The sequence below is a fragment of the Lysinibacillus pakistanensis genome, assembly GCF_030123245.1.
Taxonomy (GTDB): domain Bacteria; phylum Bacillota; class Bacilli; order Bacillales_A; family Planococcaceae; genus Lysinibacillus; species Lysinibacillus pakistanensis.
Genome location: NZ_CP126101.1, coordinates 3,769,968 through 3,785,881, shown reverse-complemented (window position 1 = coordinate 3,785,881; position 15,914 = coordinate 3,769,968). Strand labels below are relative to the sequence as shown.

Annotated in this window: 15 protein-coding genes; 13 read left to right on the top strand and 2 right to left on the bottom strand. The window is 33.9% G+C overall.

Annotation, left to right across the window (positions count from 1 at the left end):
• Nucleotides 1–96 precede the first annotated feature (96 nt).
• Together QNH24_RS18850 and QNH24_RS18845 are read left to right on the top strand one after the other, a co-directional pair.
• On the top strand, nucleotides 97–339 hold the full coding sequence (locus QNH24_RS18850; RefSeq protein WP_283869046.1) for a hypothetical protein: 243 nt from the start codon (nucleotides 97–99) through the stop codon (nucleotides 337–339).
• A gap of 26 nt (nucleotides 340–365) precedes the next feature.
• A complete protein-coding gene (locus QNH24_RS18845; protein WP_283869045.1) occupies nucleotides 366–566 on the top strand; it encodes a hypothetical protein in 201 nt (66 codons plus the stop codon).
• Between the two features lie 182 nt (nucleotides 567–748).
• Here the strand turns inward: QNH24_RS18845 and QNH24_RS26345 are convergent, their stop codons facing one another.
• Complete coding sequence (locus tag QNH24_RS26345) at nucleotides 749–1,759, bottom strand: hypothetical protein (RefSeq protein WP_283869044.1); 1,011 nt, start codon at nucleotides 1,757–1,759, stop codon at nucleotides 749–751.
• Nucleotides 1,760–2,250: 491 nt separating this feature from the next.
• Between QNH24_RS26345 and QNH24_RS18835 the strand changes: the two genes are divergently transcribed.
• From QNH24_RS18835 to QNH24_RS18790, 11 genes are all read left to right on the top strand, one after another.
• The gene (locus QNH24_RS18835) at nucleotides 2,251–3,738 is read left to right on the top strand and encodes a serine hydrolase domain-containing protein (RefSeq protein WP_283869043.1); all 1,488 of its coding nucleotides are present in this window, start codon (nucleotides 2,251–2,253) and stop codon (nucleotides 3,736–3,738) included.
• A gap of 718 nt (nucleotides 3,739–4,456) precedes the next feature.
• Entirely contained in the window at nucleotides 4,457–4,951 is a 495-nt protein-coding gene (locus QNH24_RS18830; RefSeq protein WP_283869042.1) for a PH domain-containing protein, read from the top strand.
• On the top strand, nucleotides 4,948–6,459 hold the full coding sequence (locus QNH24_RS18825; protein ID WP_283869041.1) for a PH domain-containing protein: 1,512 nt from the start codon (nucleotides 4,948–4,950) through the stop codon (nucleotides 6,457–6,459). Before QNH24_RS18830 ends, QNH24_RS18825 begins: the two co-directional genes overlap by 4 nt.
• Nucleotides 6,460–6,574: 115 nt before the next feature.
• Complete coding sequence (locus tag QNH24_RS26340) at nucleotides 6,575–6,769, top strand: sigma factor (protein ID WP_353051149.1); 195 nt, start codon at nucleotides 6,575–6,577, stop codon at nucleotides 6,767–6,769.
• A 428-nt stretch (nucleotides 6,770–7,197) separates the two neighbouring features.
• Nucleotides 7,198–7,920 (top strand): cytochrome c biogenesis CcdA family protein, encoded by a 723-nt coding sequence (locus QNH24_RS18820; RefSeq protein ID WP_283869040.1) that lies wholly within the window; start codon nucleotides 7,198–7,200, stop codon nucleotides 7,918–7,920.
• Between the two features lie 277 nt (nucleotides 7,921–8,197).
• Nucleotides 8,198–8,698 carry a DUF4275 family protein gene (locus tag QNH24_RS18815; protein WP_283869039.1) on the top strand — a complete coding sequence of 167 codons (501 nt, stop codon included), beginning with the start codon at nucleotides 8,198–8,200 and terminating at the stop codon, nucleotides 8,696–8,698.
• A gap of 272 nt (nucleotides 8,699–8,970) precedes the next feature.
• A complete protein-coding gene (locus QNH24_RS18810; protein WP_283869038.1) occupies nucleotides 8,971–9,378 on the top strand; it encodes a hypothetical protein in 408 nt (135 codons plus the stop codon).
• Between the two features lie 79 nt (nucleotides 9,379–9,457).
• Nucleotides 9,458–9,679 carry a transposase gene (locus QNH24_RS18805; RefSeq protein ID WP_283869037.1) on the top strand — a complete coding sequence of 74 codons (222 nt, stop codon included), beginning with the start codon at nucleotides 9,458–9,460 and terminating at the stop codon, nucleotides 9,677–9,679.
• Nucleotides 9,680–9,739: 60 nt separating this feature from the next.
• The gene (locus QNH24_RS18800; RefSeq protein ID WP_283869036.1) at nucleotides 9,740–9,970 is read left to right on the top strand and encodes a hypothetical protein; all 231 of its coding nucleotides are present in this window, start codon (nucleotides 9,740–9,742) and stop codon (nucleotides 9,968–9,970) included.
• A 228-nt stretch (nucleotides 9,971–10,198) separates the two neighbouring features.
• The gene (locus tag QNH24_RS18795) at nucleotides 10,199–13,309 is read left to right on the top strand and encodes a BTAD domain-containing putative transcriptional regulator (RefSeq protein WP_283869035.1); all 3,111 of its coding nucleotides are present in this window, start codon (nucleotides 10,199–10,201) and stop codon (nucleotides 13,307–13,309) included.
• Between the two features lie 465 nt (nucleotides 13,310–13,774).
• Nucleotides 13,775–14,674 carry a LysR substrate-binding domain-containing protein gene (locus QNH24_RS18790; RefSeq protein WP_283872890.1) on the top strand — a complete coding sequence of 300 codons (900 nt, stop codon included), beginning with the start codon at nucleotides 13,775–13,777 and terminating at the stop codon, nucleotides 14,672–14,674.
• 119 nt (nucleotides 14,675–14,793) lie between these two features.
• Here QNH24_RS18790 and QNH24_RS18785 read toward each other — a convergent pair whose 3' ends face one another.
• A complete protein-coding gene (locus QNH24_RS18785; protein WP_283869034.1) occupies nucleotides 14,794–15,783 on the bottom strand; it encodes an aldo/keto reductase family protein in 990 nt (329 codons plus the stop codon).
• Nucleotides 15,784–15,914 lie beyond the last annotated feature (131 nt).

Here is a 15,914-nt window from a genome sequence, read left to right as displayed (position 1 = left end):
TCATTCTAATGAACGTCCTGTGTCTTTTTATAATTGGATAGAGGAAAGGGATAGCCTCTCACAATCAATAAGTAACAGACAATGTAAGTTAGCGAATTGGGTAGAATGGTAGATAGAGGGAATAGAAAAGCAGGTGTACGTTATGAGGTAACAGAGGATACCGAAGCGAAGTCCTATCCATTAATAGATTCTAAAACTGAAAAAGTCATGCAAAAAGGAAGCATTGTTTATTCAGTGAGTGATTCAATTAATGCTTATCTATGTGTAAAGGATAACTTGGAAGCGAATGACGAACAATGTATTTGGCTTCCCGTAGGTATTTTAAAGCCAATCTACTAAAGCCAGTTGAAGAAAATTGATAGATTATGAATTATATAGCTCTCGAAACAAAAAACTTTATTGCACAGGCGGTTAAAGATGGCATTATTCAAGAATCGCACTTGAAGGATTTGCAGAATGGTACAATGACCACTGATCGATTAAATAGGGAAAACGAGGACCAGCAAAGCTTATTTAGCCGGGCTGGTCTTTTTTTTGTACTTGTTTGGATGGAATTGTCTATGTAATATATCTGCACCAATAAAAATAGAAAACGTTCCTAAAACTTTTAAAAGTATATTTTTGATTAATAAAGAATCGTCAATCGTTATGACTAGCAACATAGGACCAACCATAATTAATATGAGACCTATGAGCCCTTTTACAAACCTCATACATAACCTCCTAAAATTAAAAAGCCGCTGAGTGACTATTTTTTATTTACTGGTACAACAACAGTAATTTCTTCTCCGATTTTTCTAGCATCTTTTGATGTTGGTTCAAATATAAATTTCAATTCCTTCACACCCTCTAAACCTTCTTCTCCTAAATCAAAAATAACCTCACCTTTTTGAATGACCTTTCCAATAAATTCAGATTCATAAGGAGAAATCATGACATTCGCCTCGATTTGACGCTTAGTATCAGTAGTCATTTTAGCTGTGTCAGGATGAAAGCTTACAGTATCATCAGATAAGTTCTCACCTGTGATTGATAAAATAAGGACATTTGTTTCAGCTGCGGTTTCAATCAAATCAGGATTTTCCGCCTTTAATTTAGCTGTTTTAATTCCATCAATAGAAAACTCAACATCAGCACTTTTATACTTATCAGTTGGTGCTTCATATAAATCAGTGATTGTATATGTACCAGCAAAGTCGTCTTTTACTACATCACCAACATTAGCTACAGTTAAATTATCTGCTTTATTTGCTTTGCTTTCTTCTTTGATTTTAATGGTAGTAGAACCTGTTACAGCTGTTTCGAGTGAAGCTGCGTACTTAGCGAATTCATTATCTTCCATATCGCCATTCATTTGAATTAAGAATAAGCCACTCTGATGTGTGTGTGAGTAAAACATGGGTCCTGAATTACCTAATTCATCGTAGTAACTTTTAGCTTTTTGTAAGTTTTCTTCACTATCAAATAAGAATAATCGACCGCCTGAATCAACGCCAAGAGAAGGAATTAAAATTCGTTTACCTTCTTTTCGTATGTTTCCAAATTCATCATTTGGTAAATCTGAAACTTCTCCTAGCTCTAGACCATCTTCTTTAAAATATTTAATTACATCATCTACTGTTTTAGCTAGAACCTTTTGTTGTTCTTCAGTTTTAGTATCATTCTCTTTTTGAGGTTCTTCTTTTGCTTTTTCTCCTCCGCAGCCTGCCAATCCTAAACTTAATACTAATGCTGCACTAAAAATTAATTTTTTCTTCATTTTTAAAATTCCTCCTCTATATTTCCATTTTAGGAAATCAGGATATAAAAGTACATACAAAAAAGCAGACAACCAATAATAGTTATCTGTTCCATGTTCTGAATTGAATTGCTTAGCTTGTTCATTAACTTACTAAACTCCTGCTTTAATTTCCTCGTTATAAACTATGATGACTGTAATATATACAAACAAACATTCCTTTTATTATTGACTATAGTGATCAAGTATAATCATGCTTTAAAAACCCCAAGTGGAAGAATTACTTTTAAGCCTTATAAACAATTGAAACCAGGACTCACTTCAATAATGAGTACTGGTCTTTTTGTGTATAGCATTATATGTTACAAAATTGTCATGTTGTGTTGTTTTTAGTCATGTTAAACGATGGTTTGAGTACTAATTACTTGTTATAGTAAACGATGTTGTAAGGAAATTAATTCTTTCTACCCACCGATGCTTATTAAAAATCTAGATCTAAAGGAGACATGAAAATGAAATCACCAAAAATGTTAGTGGTTATAATTGCTATGATTGTAGCGTTTTATAGTTTTACGCCGACAATTGTAAAGGCAGAATCAGAGGAAAAAATTAAAAAGATAGAAAGTTTTATAGAAGAGCAAAGAGCAATCAGTAAAATTCCAGGGTTATCGTTAGTAATTGTAGAGAAGGGGAAAACGGTCTATCAAAGAGGCTTTGGATATGCTGATGTTATATCAAAAACACCAGTTACTTCTAATACTTTATTTGAACTAGGGTCTACCTCGAAAGCATTTACAGGATTAGCTATTTTACAATTGGAAAAGGAAGGGTTGTTAAAACGTTCTGATGATGTCAGAAAGTACATTCCATGGTTGAAACTAAAATATAATGAGGAGCCGCAGTCTATCACAATAAATCAGTTACTATATCATACTAGTGGCATATCAACTTACACTATAGCTGATATCCCTGAAAGTAACGAAAGTAATGCTCTTGAGTTGACTGTAAAAAAATTACTTGAAAAGCCTTTGAATCGTATACCTGGTAGCTCATATGAGTACGCAACGCTTAATTACGATGTTTTGGGACTCGTTATTGAAAAAGTATCAAAACAGCCATTTGAAAAGTTTATAAAACAACATATATTAGAGCCAACTGATATGAAAGATACATTTGTTGGTCTTCATCAAATTAAATCTGCTGACATGGCATCAGGCTATAAATTAGGACTGATGAGAGAACAACGTTACACACCACCTATCTATCGTGGAAATGTACCTGCTGGATATGTAATAAGCAATACAAATGATATAGCAAAATGGTTAAACTTGCAGTTAGGAAGTAATCAAATTGATTCTATTGATAAAAAAATTATTCAAGAATCACATATTACTGATCACTCCGTAGAGCCTTTCGATACGGATACATACTATGCTAGTGGATGGGGAGTCATGGAAAAAGACCGAAATCAATATATATTCCATGCTGGAGAAAACCCAACATTCACTTCATATTTCATTATGCAGCCAAATGAACAATTAGGAGTAGCTGTATTGGCCAATATGAATACTAGCTATACAACAGCTATAGGTCAAGGTGTGATGGATTTGTGGGGAGGGAAAAATGCTAACAATATTCAGTCTGGGGGTCCCGAAAAAATGGATAAAATAGTAACGTTTCTGTGCGTTACTGTCATCGGCTTTGGGATACTTTTTAGCATTCTATTGCTAAAAACCCTGAGGAAGATAGTTAGAAAACAAAGCATTAAAGCATCATTAAATATAAAAAGGATTTTGTTGTTTTTCATACATTCTTTGATTGTAGCAACAATTTTGACACTTACAAATATGCTCCCAAAATTTTTGGGATATAACTGGACGTTTATGAAAGTATGGGGTCCAACTTCAATCACTGTGTTATTTTATAGTGTCATCATGACAAGTGTAATTTATTATTTATTAGGCTTATTGCACATTTTAACTAAAAAGAAACATACGTAAATAAAGCATACAAAGTCATTCATTTAAAAAATGAGTGACTTAATTTTTTCATTATATATTATTTTAAGCTATTTTCTAAAAGGTTGTTGCTATTCAACTAAACCAGGTATTAGTTTAATCATCGACAATTGAGCATCTTTCATGAAGATGCTCCTATTCAATTTGATATTTAAATAATCATATAATTCACTAACTAAAAATATAGGAATTAAGGAAAAATTAAGGGAGAGTTTCAGAAGAGATAAGAAAGAACGCTTATAATAATGGTAGATTGAAAAAATCGTTGAAGGGATGAAAACGATTTCCGATATTGCAGCGATATTATTGAATGCTAGACATACAACTGAAATTGTTTCTATCCATTATTTGTGGTGTTATGACTATATAACTTAGCGGGTAAAACTATCATTAGTATGTAGAAAAAAGAAGGAAATAAAAAACAATAAAAGGGAAAATCCGGTATTTTAGTAATCGGAAAAACAGAAATATGAAAGAAGGACAGATTGTTAAAATTGGCACAATGAATGAACTTAGAGCATCTAAAGTTTAACAATCACCGTAATGCTCAAACATTCTCCGATTCAGAAAGCTAAGCTGGTGATATTATATCAGTTTTAGTATAAGCTAGATGTCCTTCGTGTAGAAAGATCCATCATTTGAATATAAATTCTGGATGAATAATCTTAATAGTAGTTTAAAAATATAGGCGGTGATTTTTATGTATTCTCAAACGAATGCACCTCAAAAAAGATTATCCAAGGATGCGGTCAAAGTATGGTTAATAAGTGAAATGATCACGAATCTAATCGGATTCATGATTATTGGGATTTTACTTTACTTAGATTACCGTTTTTTATGGAAAGAATGGATTGATTGGATTTTGATTGGTATAACAGTGATCGCTGTGCTAGGAGCAGCTTGGTCATTTATCAACCCGTTTTTACTTTATAAAAACTGGCGTTATGATGTAGATGAAGAGTTTTTACAATTAAAATCAGGCGTATTATATGAAGAGCATCAACTTGTCCCAATGACAAAAATTCAATCGGTTGCAACTAAACAAGGACCGTTACTTAGAAAATATGGACTTTGCTCAATTTCAATTGAAACAATGGGGTCATCACACATAATTCCTGCCCTACCTAAAGATGTAGCTATTAAGTTAAGGAATCAGATTGCTCATTATGCAAAAATTAAGGAAGTAGAATCATGACGAAGACAAAAAGATACCATCCACTTCTCATTCTTTTTAATTTATGGAAATTAGTCAAAAACTCCATTTTTTTTGTAATTTATTTATTCGTGATAAAAGCTGATTCGGAATCTAACTTCGTAATATACGGTAGGATTATTTTTTTCCTAGCTTTTGGAATTTCACTTATATCAATTATATTGAAGTGGTTCACCCATAAATACGAACTCGATGATAGATCATTTCACCTTTACAAAGGATTTTTCAGTAAATCTGAGCGAACTATTCCTTTTTCTAAAATTCAAAACGTGAATCGACATACATCTTTACTCCACCGGATTTTTAAAGTGACTTCGACTAATTTTGAAACGGGAATGAGGGGTGAGGAAGCTGCTGTAAAATTTGAAGTGATTTCTCAAATAGAAGCAGATCGAATAGAAGCACATATAACAAGTGCTAGCCGCCATGAATTAACCACCATTAATTCTAACAATGACAATATTGAATTATCTTCTAAAATGGATACAGAAAATGTGAATTTGAATCGAACCATTCATTTTAAGCCGACGAAAAGTGACATTTTAAAAGCCTCCTTTACATCGCTAAGCTTTTTTATTCTTTTTCCTTTAATTGGTTCTTTTTATTTTAAAATCAATCAAATTTTTCATGTGGAAGAAGAAGTCGAAGGAATTTTTATGAGTATAATGAGCTCTGGGTGGATGATGACGATCATTATCACTGTACTCGTCATTGTTTCTGCTACTTTCGGTATCGTTCGGACATTTTTAAAATATGGGAAATATCAAATCTCCTCAGACCATGATCGTATTTACATTACGAAAGGTGTAATCGAAGAAACTACTTTTTCAATATCCAAAGAAAAAGTGCAGGCAATTGAAATTAAGCAGTCCATCATGAAACGATTGCTTGGACTTGCCGAAGTGAAGCTGACCAGTGCAGGCAGTTTGAGTTCTGGCGAAGATACACTTGAAATCAATTCACTCTATCCATTTTTACCTGTTAAACGGGCATATGAAATGGTTTCGGAAATATTACCATCTTATGAAGTAACAACAAAGATGATTCGTCTCCCTAGAAAATCCCTATGGGTGCGCTTATTTAAGCCAAGTTGGATCTGGATCATTACAACGGCAGTTCTATTTTATTTCAAACCAAGTATTCTAGAAGTGGAGCAAGCTTGGTGGATCTTACCTGCTGTCCTGTTTATTCTTATTGCAGTATCAAGATTGCTAGATTTCTGTAATACTCGATACATTATGAACGATCAATTTATTCAATTCAAAACAGGGAGTCTGACCACTTCTTTATTCTTATCAAAACGAGATAAAATCATTGAAGTGAAAGTAACTCGGAACATTGTTCAACAAATGGTTGGTCTGGCATCTATCAGAACAATTAATCGAGCTAAACCGGTACATCATACTGGTGTTGACGATGTACCATTAGAACTAGCTGCCTCGCTTTACCAATGGTATATGAAACGTAGAAATGAAATCAAAGTCGAATGAAAGCGTGTTTACATTTCCTATCTAAATTAATTAACGATGGTCACATTATTAGAGAAAATACAAATGAATATCAACTTACAAATCTAATAACGTCATACAGTATAAATCTTAAAAAATAGCTTGGGGATATGTAAAAGACCCGTACCTTGTAGAAAATATTGTTGAAGAAATTTTTCTTAAATACATCATTCACCTTGACCAACATCAAGATAAGTGGACGATTAAAGCATGGTTATATACAGTCAGGAAAAACCAATGTAAAGACTATCTGAGAACGAAGTATTGTAAATATGGGGGTTCCTACACATGAATTTTTTGGAGCAACCTAAGTAACCCCCGTATATTATCAATAGCAATCCTCATACGAAGTGGATTTCTTTCAGTAACAAAAATTGCTGGATCTTTATCTAGAAGACTAACAGAGGCTTTACTTGAAGAACATCGAGTTGCATGTGCAGCTCTTTTTTTATTGAAATCAAGGAGTAGAATATTTCGATGGGGATGGCTTTACTAGACTCTATAAACGGCTAAAAAATGGGAAACTGCAATAGCTAAAAGATCAAAAGGAAGTACGTAACCTTTCACAATAGGAGCTTCGCTGGCTCTTAGAAGGTTTAAATAAGTTTTTTAACTGCTTAACAACTGTGTAATATAACTGTATCTAAATTTTATAAAGGAACTATTTCTTTTTCTTTTCGTTGTAAGTTATGATAATAACTAGAAAAAATGGGGGTACTTATGCAGGCGGATATTTCTATTGTTTTGGCATTTGGAGCTGGATTACTTACGTTTCTTTCACCTTGTGTCTTTCCATTATACCCTGCTTTCTTGTCTTATATCACAGGTTTGAGCGTCCAAGAAATACAGCAAGGGCAAATAAGAAGCAGAAAAGAAGCAATATTTCATACGATTTTCTTTTTAATGGGATTCTCGATTATTTACTTAGTGTTAGGTTTAGGAACAGCTGAAGGGGCAACAAAAATAGAAAGTTGGTATTTCCAATACGGTGATTTGATTAGGCAAATTGGTGCCATTTTAATGATCATCTTTGGATTGATTACAGTAGGACTTTTACAGCCTTCATTTATGATGAAGGAACACAAATTACATATTAAAAATAAACCTGCGGGCTATTTTGGCTCAAGTTTGATCGGGCTAGCCTTTGCAATCGGCTGGACGCCTTGTACGGGCCCAATCCTTGCAGCTACTTTGGCTTTAGTTGGAACAAATCCATCACAAGGGTTATGGTATATGGCTGCCTATATCATCGGCTTTAGCATGCCATTTTTATTAATGGCTTTCTTCATTTCAAAATTCAATTGGCTTAGAAAATACAGTGGAATATTTATGAAAGTGGGTGGCGGTATTATGATTGCCATGGGTATTATTCTCTTTTTCGATAAGTTCACACTAATTAATTCATTATTACAACCTATTTTTGGAGATTTTCAAGGATTTTAATTTTTGAATATGCAGTAAAGTAAAGGACTGCTAAATCAATATTGTTTTCCCCATACAATACACTTATTATCTTTAACAGATGGGAATTTAAAAGAGCCTCAAGTGCTATAGAGTGAATAATTCCCGAATTCGAAATATTTCGTATGTAAATATTTTATTACATGTCAACCCAAATGTATATATAGGTTCGAATTTAAAATGTAAGCAAGAAAATTGAGAATGAAATAAAAAGGTTCGATTTTTACATAAAACAGATTCTACGACATTGGAGGAAAAGATGATTAGAGATAAAATTGATAAAATCTTAGACTGTTTACCAGAAGAAGAATTAGAAAATGTTTTTTGGTCAATAGTTTTTATACAAGAAGAGTATATATATAAACAAAACTTACGTGAAAAAGGTGTCGTCATAAAATTAGTTAATGAAGCAGAGGAAATTATTGATTTATGGGATAAGACATTCGCACAAAACATTAGTGAAAACTTAAAAGAAGAAATATATTATGATCAGTTTAAATGGCATATTTTCAGTTATGAGAAGCAAAAATGCTTGGAAAAAGAAGTGGCCAGAAAAGCATTTGATACTTTATCTAAAGAAGCATTTTATGTAATGTATCAAGATTCACCAATAATATTCCTTTATACAAATGCTAATGAAGTGATATCGAGGGATTTTGATACACAACAAGATATTTATATATTTGATAAAAACTTTACTTGGACATATGTTCATACACATGAATCAATGTGTGGTCCATATCTTTATAAGATAAATTGAAGGGGATAAATTTTGGATGTAACTAAGGGGATAGTTTCTTATTATGCTGACGAGAGCTTTAATTGAATTTAAGAAAAGACCACTCCAAGATGAAGATGTGTACTGATAGATACATATACTTTTCATTAAATGGTGCCTAAAAGGTGTCTAAATTAAGATTTTTTAATAAATAGTGTGATTGGATTTTTCTTCAATTCACTGGAACTAGTGGATATGTTTAACCTGAAGAATCAAAAGCCACACCTCAAATAAAAATAGGTGAAGTGATGGTTGTGAATGATTTTGCGGAAATCACTTTAAATAGCAATAATCTTGGTCAAATTATTAATCCGCCAAATCCAGGTGATCTCTACACATACTATGAAAATAAAGAACCAAATCAAGTGTTTTTAGACACTGTTATTACGGTGAAAAGTTTACAAACTTCAGGAAAAGAAGCAAGTGATTTTGTAAGTGTAAAAATTATTTACGATGATAAATATGAATATACAACATTTTCTACGCTAGAAGAAAATGGGGGTAAAGACTTCACTTATTCAAATATTACTTATATTGAGCCATTACAAACTGGAGTGTTGCACTTTTTAGCATCTTTACCATCTGAAACAGAAAATGATGGCAAACCATTAAAAGCCGTTCTTACAGTTAATGGTGAAGAATTCGAACAAATAATTAGATAGATTCACCTTTTAGAAGATACTCATCTGAACTGTACCCCAAAAGTTAGACAAAAAACCTAACGATTGGGGTGTTTTTATTTTGTCAAAGTACGATTATGAGTTTAAAAAGAAAGTTGTGGAAGCTTATTTTCAAGGTGAGGGTGGTTATAGACATTTAGCCCTTCAATTTGGAATTTCGGGTCATGGAGTGGTTAGAATATGGTTAAAACAGGTAGCTGCATTAGGATTTGATTCTCTTAGAAAACGGGCAAGACATGCAGGTTACACTATTCAATTCAAATTAGATGTCATAAACTATTAATTAAATAGTGGAGAATCTATCCGAAAAGTAGCTCATAAATTCAATCTTCCAAATGATTCGATGGCTTCATCTTGGGCTTCTGCATATAGAAAGCATGATATAGATGGAATTTCTCCAAAATCAAAAGGAGTCCATCATTGGCAAACAAACCGAAGAAAGCTAGAAGAAAAGAAATTAACTCGTGAGCAGGAATTAGAAAGTGAAAATGAATTATTACGTGCGGAGCTTGCGTTCATAAAAAAGCTCCAAGTCTTCGGGGAAGCTACGCATTGTGCCTCACCAAACATTTAAAATAAAACCTCATTTAAGCAAGTCAATTCTGTCAAATAACATATAGTATATGGTAGAATGTCAATAATTTAACTATTTGAAAGATTTAATGTTTTTCTGCGAAAGTTTGTAACCTTACGTATCGCCAAAGAGAATGGGGGTTATTATCAATTGACAACAGACATTATAATTCAATCAAAATGTATTCCACCTAGTCCTTCTAAACATTGTATTAGTAGGGCTGTATTGATGAGAAAATTAAAAAGGTGCCTAGAATACACTTGTACATTTATTCTTAGTGGTGCTGGATATGGCAAAACAACCATCCTTACACAATTTCTACACACAGAATCAAGCAAATTTTCTTGGTATAGTGTGTCCGAGGAAGATGACAATTTATTACCCTTTTTAAGGCATTTATTTTTTAGTATAAAACGAGTTGTTCCGGGTTTCGGTCAAGAATTTGATGCATGGAATCAATTATCACGCTTTCCGAAAATAGAAGAACTTAATCGCTTGTATAAATTATTTGTTAATAGCTTATGTGAAATCGAAGAATCGATTTTAATTGTCATAGACGACTACCATCAAGTGGACCATGAATTTCATATTAATTATGTTATGGAAAAAATAATAGAGTTTTCACCTCCAAATACTCATTTCTTTATCGCTTCTAGAACTTTGCCAAATTGGGATATTACAAGAAAACTAAAGCTACAAAAAAAATTACTCGTTATTTCTGAAGCAGAATTAGCATTTTCTTCGGAGGAAATTGCTGTTTTTTTCGAGGATTATGTAGATGTGCACTTAGTAAAGGATGAAATTTCTAAAGTTTTAGAAATTACAGAAGGTTGGGCAATTAGTATTTCCTTATTGGCAGAACAATGGAACAATGAGACATTAGATCAATGGTTAAACATATCTACAAATGATCTTTTTGCTTATTTATCGGAGGAAGTTTTTTTAAAGATGACAGCATTTGAGCAAGAAGTATTATTAAGCTTGGCGATTTTTCCTACTTTCTCAGAGGAATTCATTGCCCGCTTTTATGGCTTGGAGGTAGCGGAGGCGTTAAAACAATTTGTACAACGGCACCTATTTATTCAACCAATGACAACGGATGGATTATATCGTTTCCATGCCTTGTTTAGTCGATTTTTGGAGCTAAAATGGCAACAAGACTCTTTAAAATATATTGCATTACATAAACAAGCAGCATTGTATTATGTAAAACAAAACAATATACATGCAGTTCTCTATCATGCATTTAGAACGAATGATCACTATTTTTGTGGTGAACTATTACAAAATTATGCTGAAGACCTTATACGGGCTGGCCAGTTTGAGTGGCTATTAGAAAAAATCTATCGTTTTACTGCCGAGGAAAAAACGAAATACTATAAATTATATTTTTTTGAGGGCGAATGCCATCGCTATCGTGCGTATTATGAAAAAGCAAAGCAAGCGTACGAATGGTGTTCGGAAATAGCGAAACATAAAAATGACTATCTCTTTATGACGAAGGCACAGGCAGGATTAGCACATATTTATCTCGATACAATCCAGCCAGCATTAGCAGAGCCGCATTTAAAAAGAGCATTAGAATTAGCGAACCAGACACCGTTAAACAATGAAGAACTGCTAGAATTGCAACGACAATATACTGAAAATTTAGTGAATTTAGGAAAAGCAAAAGGTGCACAAATATTTACGGAGGAGGTTGCTTTGACAGAGGAAGTGCTACAAAGAGCGAATGTCGATGTTCGAATATTGTTAAGAACGGGAAAGTTACTGGAGGCAAAGTATTTACTTGCAAAAAGATTGGAATTACCGCCACAGCTTGTAGCGACACATAGAGAAAGTGAGCTGTTAGTATCATTTGTCTATGCGCTATTAGGTCTGGGCACGGATGCTTGGTATGCTGCTCAGCTTGGGATTCGTAGAGGGCAACGTGAAAGGTCTATTTTTATTGAGGCTGTTGGTTATATTCGAAAAGCACATGCTTTACTATTAATAGATTTTCCAGACTATCAGGGGGCTTGCGAGGCTTATGAGAAAGCCCTTACATTGATGAATACGATTAATATTTCACGCGTGAAAGCTGAACCATTTATGGGTTTAGCGATTGTTAAACATGCGCAAGGAGATATCCTATCAGCTAAAAAATATGTAGCACTTGGCTTACAGGAAACGGAGCAGGTTCAGGATACTTGGATGACCGCTCTTATATTAATTGCAGAGGTGAAGATCATTCTTTCTCAGCATGAATTTGAGCGGGCACAGCAATTATTGCGGAAGGCTCAGCAATTATTTCTAGACTGTGGCGATCGAAATGGGGAGATGCATGTTTTATTTTATCATTCGATTATTGCTTTTTATGAAAATAATGCCTTGCAATTTAATGTGAATTTTCAGCAGTTTGCTCAAATATGTATGTCAAATGGTTATGAGTATTTTTTACAGAGAAAAACTATTCTCGGGCCATTCAATAGGATGATATTTTATGAACTTTTACAATATAGTAAAAAATGTGATGGTGAAAATGTGGCTATTTTGGCAATGCGTCGCTATTTTCAAGTAGAGGAAAGTATTGTTTATCCGCAAGATGAGGTGCAGGTAAATTTTTTAGGAAGTTTAGACTTAATTAGAAAGGATCGAAAGTTAGAGGATAAAGAATGGCAGCGCGATAAATCGAAGGAGCTCTTCGTCTATTTATACTGTCACCGAAATAGGTATACACCAAAGGAAGAGATTGCTCAGGCATTATGGCCAGAGCGGAAGGCTGATTCACTAGACCGAGATTTTAAAGTAGTATTAAACGCTTTATTAAAGGTCCTTGAGCCAAATCGAAATGCCCGTCAAGATAGCTTTTTTATTCAGCGAAAAAATAATATGTATCAATTACAGCATATTCATTTTTTGCAGATCGATGTTGAACGCTTTCTCTATTATTATGAGTTAGGAATGGAGGAGTTTGATCCACAATTATCAAACGAATGGCTTTTACTTGCTGAAATAAGTTATACAGATGTACTCTATGCCGAAAAAAAGCAGTTAGATTGGCTCATTCAGGATCGTGAAAAGCTGCAATCGTTATATATTGAAGTACTAGAAAGATTAGCGCAAAATGCGACGAGACAACAAAACTATAAACAAGCCATTTTTTATGCGGAAAAAATGCTGCGAGAGGATGCATTATGGGAAGAGGGCTATCGGCTATTAATGTATAGTTACTATCAATTACAAAACCGCTCTCTTGCATTAAAATGGTACCAAAAATGTGTGCAACAATTAAAAAAAGAACTTAATACAACGCCAATGGAATCAACGATGGTTGTTTATGACTTAATTATAGGTTAAAAAATTACTGAATGAAGATAAAGCCTCCGGCGGATGTCACGGATTTTCAAAGGAATGAATTGTGCGGGCACAATTCAAAATCCGGACGCAATTACGCCAAGGCGAAATTGATAGAAAGAAATGGTTGGAAGCGAATTTATATTGATCTTCCAGGTATGGGCAAGACTCCAGACTATGAAAAAATTAATAACTCGGATGAAATGCTAGAGGATATTGTTGACTACCTTTAGCTTTTTCATTTTTTGAAACAGCAATTGATGGCAACTTTTCATTTAGAATATAGGCATATTGATGAAACAGTTTGTCTTTCCTACCGAAAACAAGAAATACAGGCGGATTTATATCTTCCTCTCCTAGTACCAAAGAGCTGTAAAACATAAAAAGCATGGCTGCGAAAATACTAAGTTCCTAAATGATAATAAAAGAAAAGTCCTTATTGAATTTTAGTAGAAGGGATAGATGAAAATGGATATTAGGAAAATGCGATATTTTATAATGGTCGCAGAAGAATTGAATTTTAGTCGTGCAGCAGAACGTCTTAGGATGGCACAACCTCCTCTAAGCCAAGAAATTCGTAAATTAGAAGAAGAATTAGGAGTTCAACTTTTTCATCGCACAAAAAGAATGGTTGAACTTACAGATGCTGGGAAGGTATTTTTAGAAGGATCTCAACAAACACTGTTTCAATTAGAAAGAACCATAAAAGAAACACAACTTGCAGCTGAAGGGAAAATAGGGAACTTAATCATCGGTTTTGTCGATTCCACAGAAATTGTTATAGAAGTGCTTAATAAATTTCGAGAACGCTTTCCTAAAATCCATCTTGTATTACGTGAAATGACAACGGAGCAGCAATTAAAAGCACTTTATGAGAAACAAATTCAAATTGGATTTATTCGTTCTAAACAGAACAATGGAATACTATCTTCTGAAGTTTGTTCTGAAGAATCTTTAAGACTGGTTTTACATCAAGATCACCCTTTCGCCTCATTGCCCGAAATTCCACTCCAATTGTTAATTGATGAACCATTTATTTTGTTTCCACGTCAAATGGGTCCAAATTTTTATGATTTAATTATTAGCTACTTTTGGGAGCATGGTGTAAGTTTAAATGTTGTTCAAGAAGCAATTCAAATGCAAACTATTGTTAATTTAGTTGCAACAGGAATGGGAGTTTCTGTCGTTCCATCATCGGTGGAAAGTTATAAACGTCCTGGGGTAATCTATAAAAAAATCCAAGAGACTACACCAAAAGTAAATCTATATGTTGGATGGAGAGAAGATGAAAAATCTGCAGTAGTAGATCATTTCTTAACAGTTGTTAGAGAGGTGTATTCGATTTTCCAATTTGATCACCAAAAATAAAAGCCCATCTTAATGGGATGGGCACTAAAAAATTAGAAAGGAAGAATTCTAATTTAACTTAAGTATTAAAGGAAGACTTCAAAGATTTATATATATTTCTGGTAAAGTCATGTGCAAACTTAACCTGTTTTACTCGGATCGTACTCAACGCAACCTTCTAATATTTTGTCAATTTGATTCATTATTTCAATGTCTATCTTGACACCAGAAGCGAGCGCATTCTCTCTAACCTGTTCTGGGCTCGAGGCTCCGATAATTGCTGAGGAAACGTTCTGGTTTTGTAATACCCAAGCTACTGCGAGTTGAGCGAGGGTAAGATCAATCTCTTGTGCAATAGGTTTAAGCTTTTGGATAGCAGTGAGCACATTGTCGTTCATCCAACGTTGTGCAAGTTTATGAAAAAATGGTTTGCCAGCAAGAGAATTAGCACGTGATTGAGTTGGTACTGGTTTTCGGGGTAGATATTTTCCAGTGAGAACACCTTGTGCAAGAGGTGACCATACTACTTGCCCAAGTCCCTCACGCTGACAGGTTGGTATCACATCGCTTTCGATAACTCTCCACAACATTGAATACTGGGGTTGGCTAGCGATGAGCGGAATATTCAATTCCATTGAAAGTGCTGCACCACGGGTGATTTGTTCTGCTGTCCACTCACTTACACCGATATAAAGCACTTTACCTTGTCTTACAAGATCTGCGAATGCTAGCATCGTTTCTTCAAGAGGAGTAGTTGGGTCAAATCTGTGTGCATAATAGACATCTATATAGTCGGTCTGTAACCGACGCAGAGATGCATGACAATTTTCTAGAATATGTTTTCGAGATAAACCTTTATCGTTTTGCCCAGTTCCAATCGGATGACACACCTTTGTACATAGTTCAATGCTCTCGCGTCGTATACCTTGTAAAGACCTGCCAAGTATTTCTTCAGCTTTAGTGTCTGAATAAACATCAGCAGTATCGAATGTTGTTATACCGACATCTAGTGCTGCTTTAACACACTCTTTTGCAGTATCCTCATCTACTTTACCCCCATGATTTATCCAATTTCCGTATGCAATCTTGCTAATTGTTAATCCGCTATTGCCAAGTTTACTAAACTCCATCCTAGTTCCCCCTTTTAAAAGTGATATCTTCATTATAAAGACCAGATTTTAACATGGATAATATATTATTAATAATGAATTAATATAAAATTTATATAAAACTACTGAAGAGATTTATTGCTGCCGTTGCG

Coding starts and splice junctions, on each gene's coding strand:
- QNH24_RS18845 (WP_283869045.1), top strand. CDS start 366: ATGAATTATATAGCTCTCGAAACAAAAAACTTTATTGCACAGGCGGTT.
- QNH24_RS26345 (WP_283869044.1), bottom strand. CDS start 1,759: ATGAAGAAAAAATTAATTTTTAGTGCAGCATTAGTATTAAGTTTAGGA.
- QNH24_RS18835 (WP_283869043.1), top strand. CDS start 2,251: ATGAAATCACCAAAAATGTTAGTGGTTATAATTGCTATGATTGTAGCG.
- QNH24_RS18830 (WP_283869042.1), top strand. CDS start 4,457: ATGTATTCTCAAACGAATGCACCTCAAAAAAGATTATCCAAGGATGCG.
- QNH24_RS18825 (WP_283869041.1), top strand. CDS start 4,948: ATGACGAAGACAAAAAGATACCATCCACTTCTCATTCTTTTTAATTTA.
- QNH24_RS18820 (WP_283869040.1), top strand. CDS start 7,198: ATGCAGGCGGATATTTCTATTGTTTTGGCATTTGGAGCTGGATTACTT.
- QNH24_RS18815 (WP_283869039.1), top strand. CDS start 8,198: ATGATTAGAGATAAAATTGATAAAATCTTAGACTGTTTACCAGAAGAA.
- QNH24_RS18800 (WP_283869036.1), top strand. CDS start 9,740: ATGGCTTCATCTTGGGCTTCTGCATATAGAAAGCATGATATAGATGGA.
- QNH24_RS18795 (WP_283869035.1), top strand. CDS start 10,199: ATGAGAAAATTAAAAAGGTGCCTAGAATACACTTGTACATTTATTCTT.
- QNH24_RS18790 (WP_283872890.1), top strand. CDS start 13,775: ATGGATATTAGGAAAATGCGATATTTTATAATGGTCGCAGAAGAATTG.
- QNH24_RS18785 (WP_283869034.1), bottom strand. CDS start 15,783: ATGGAGTTTAGTAAACTTGGCAATAGCGGATTAACAATTAGCAAGATT.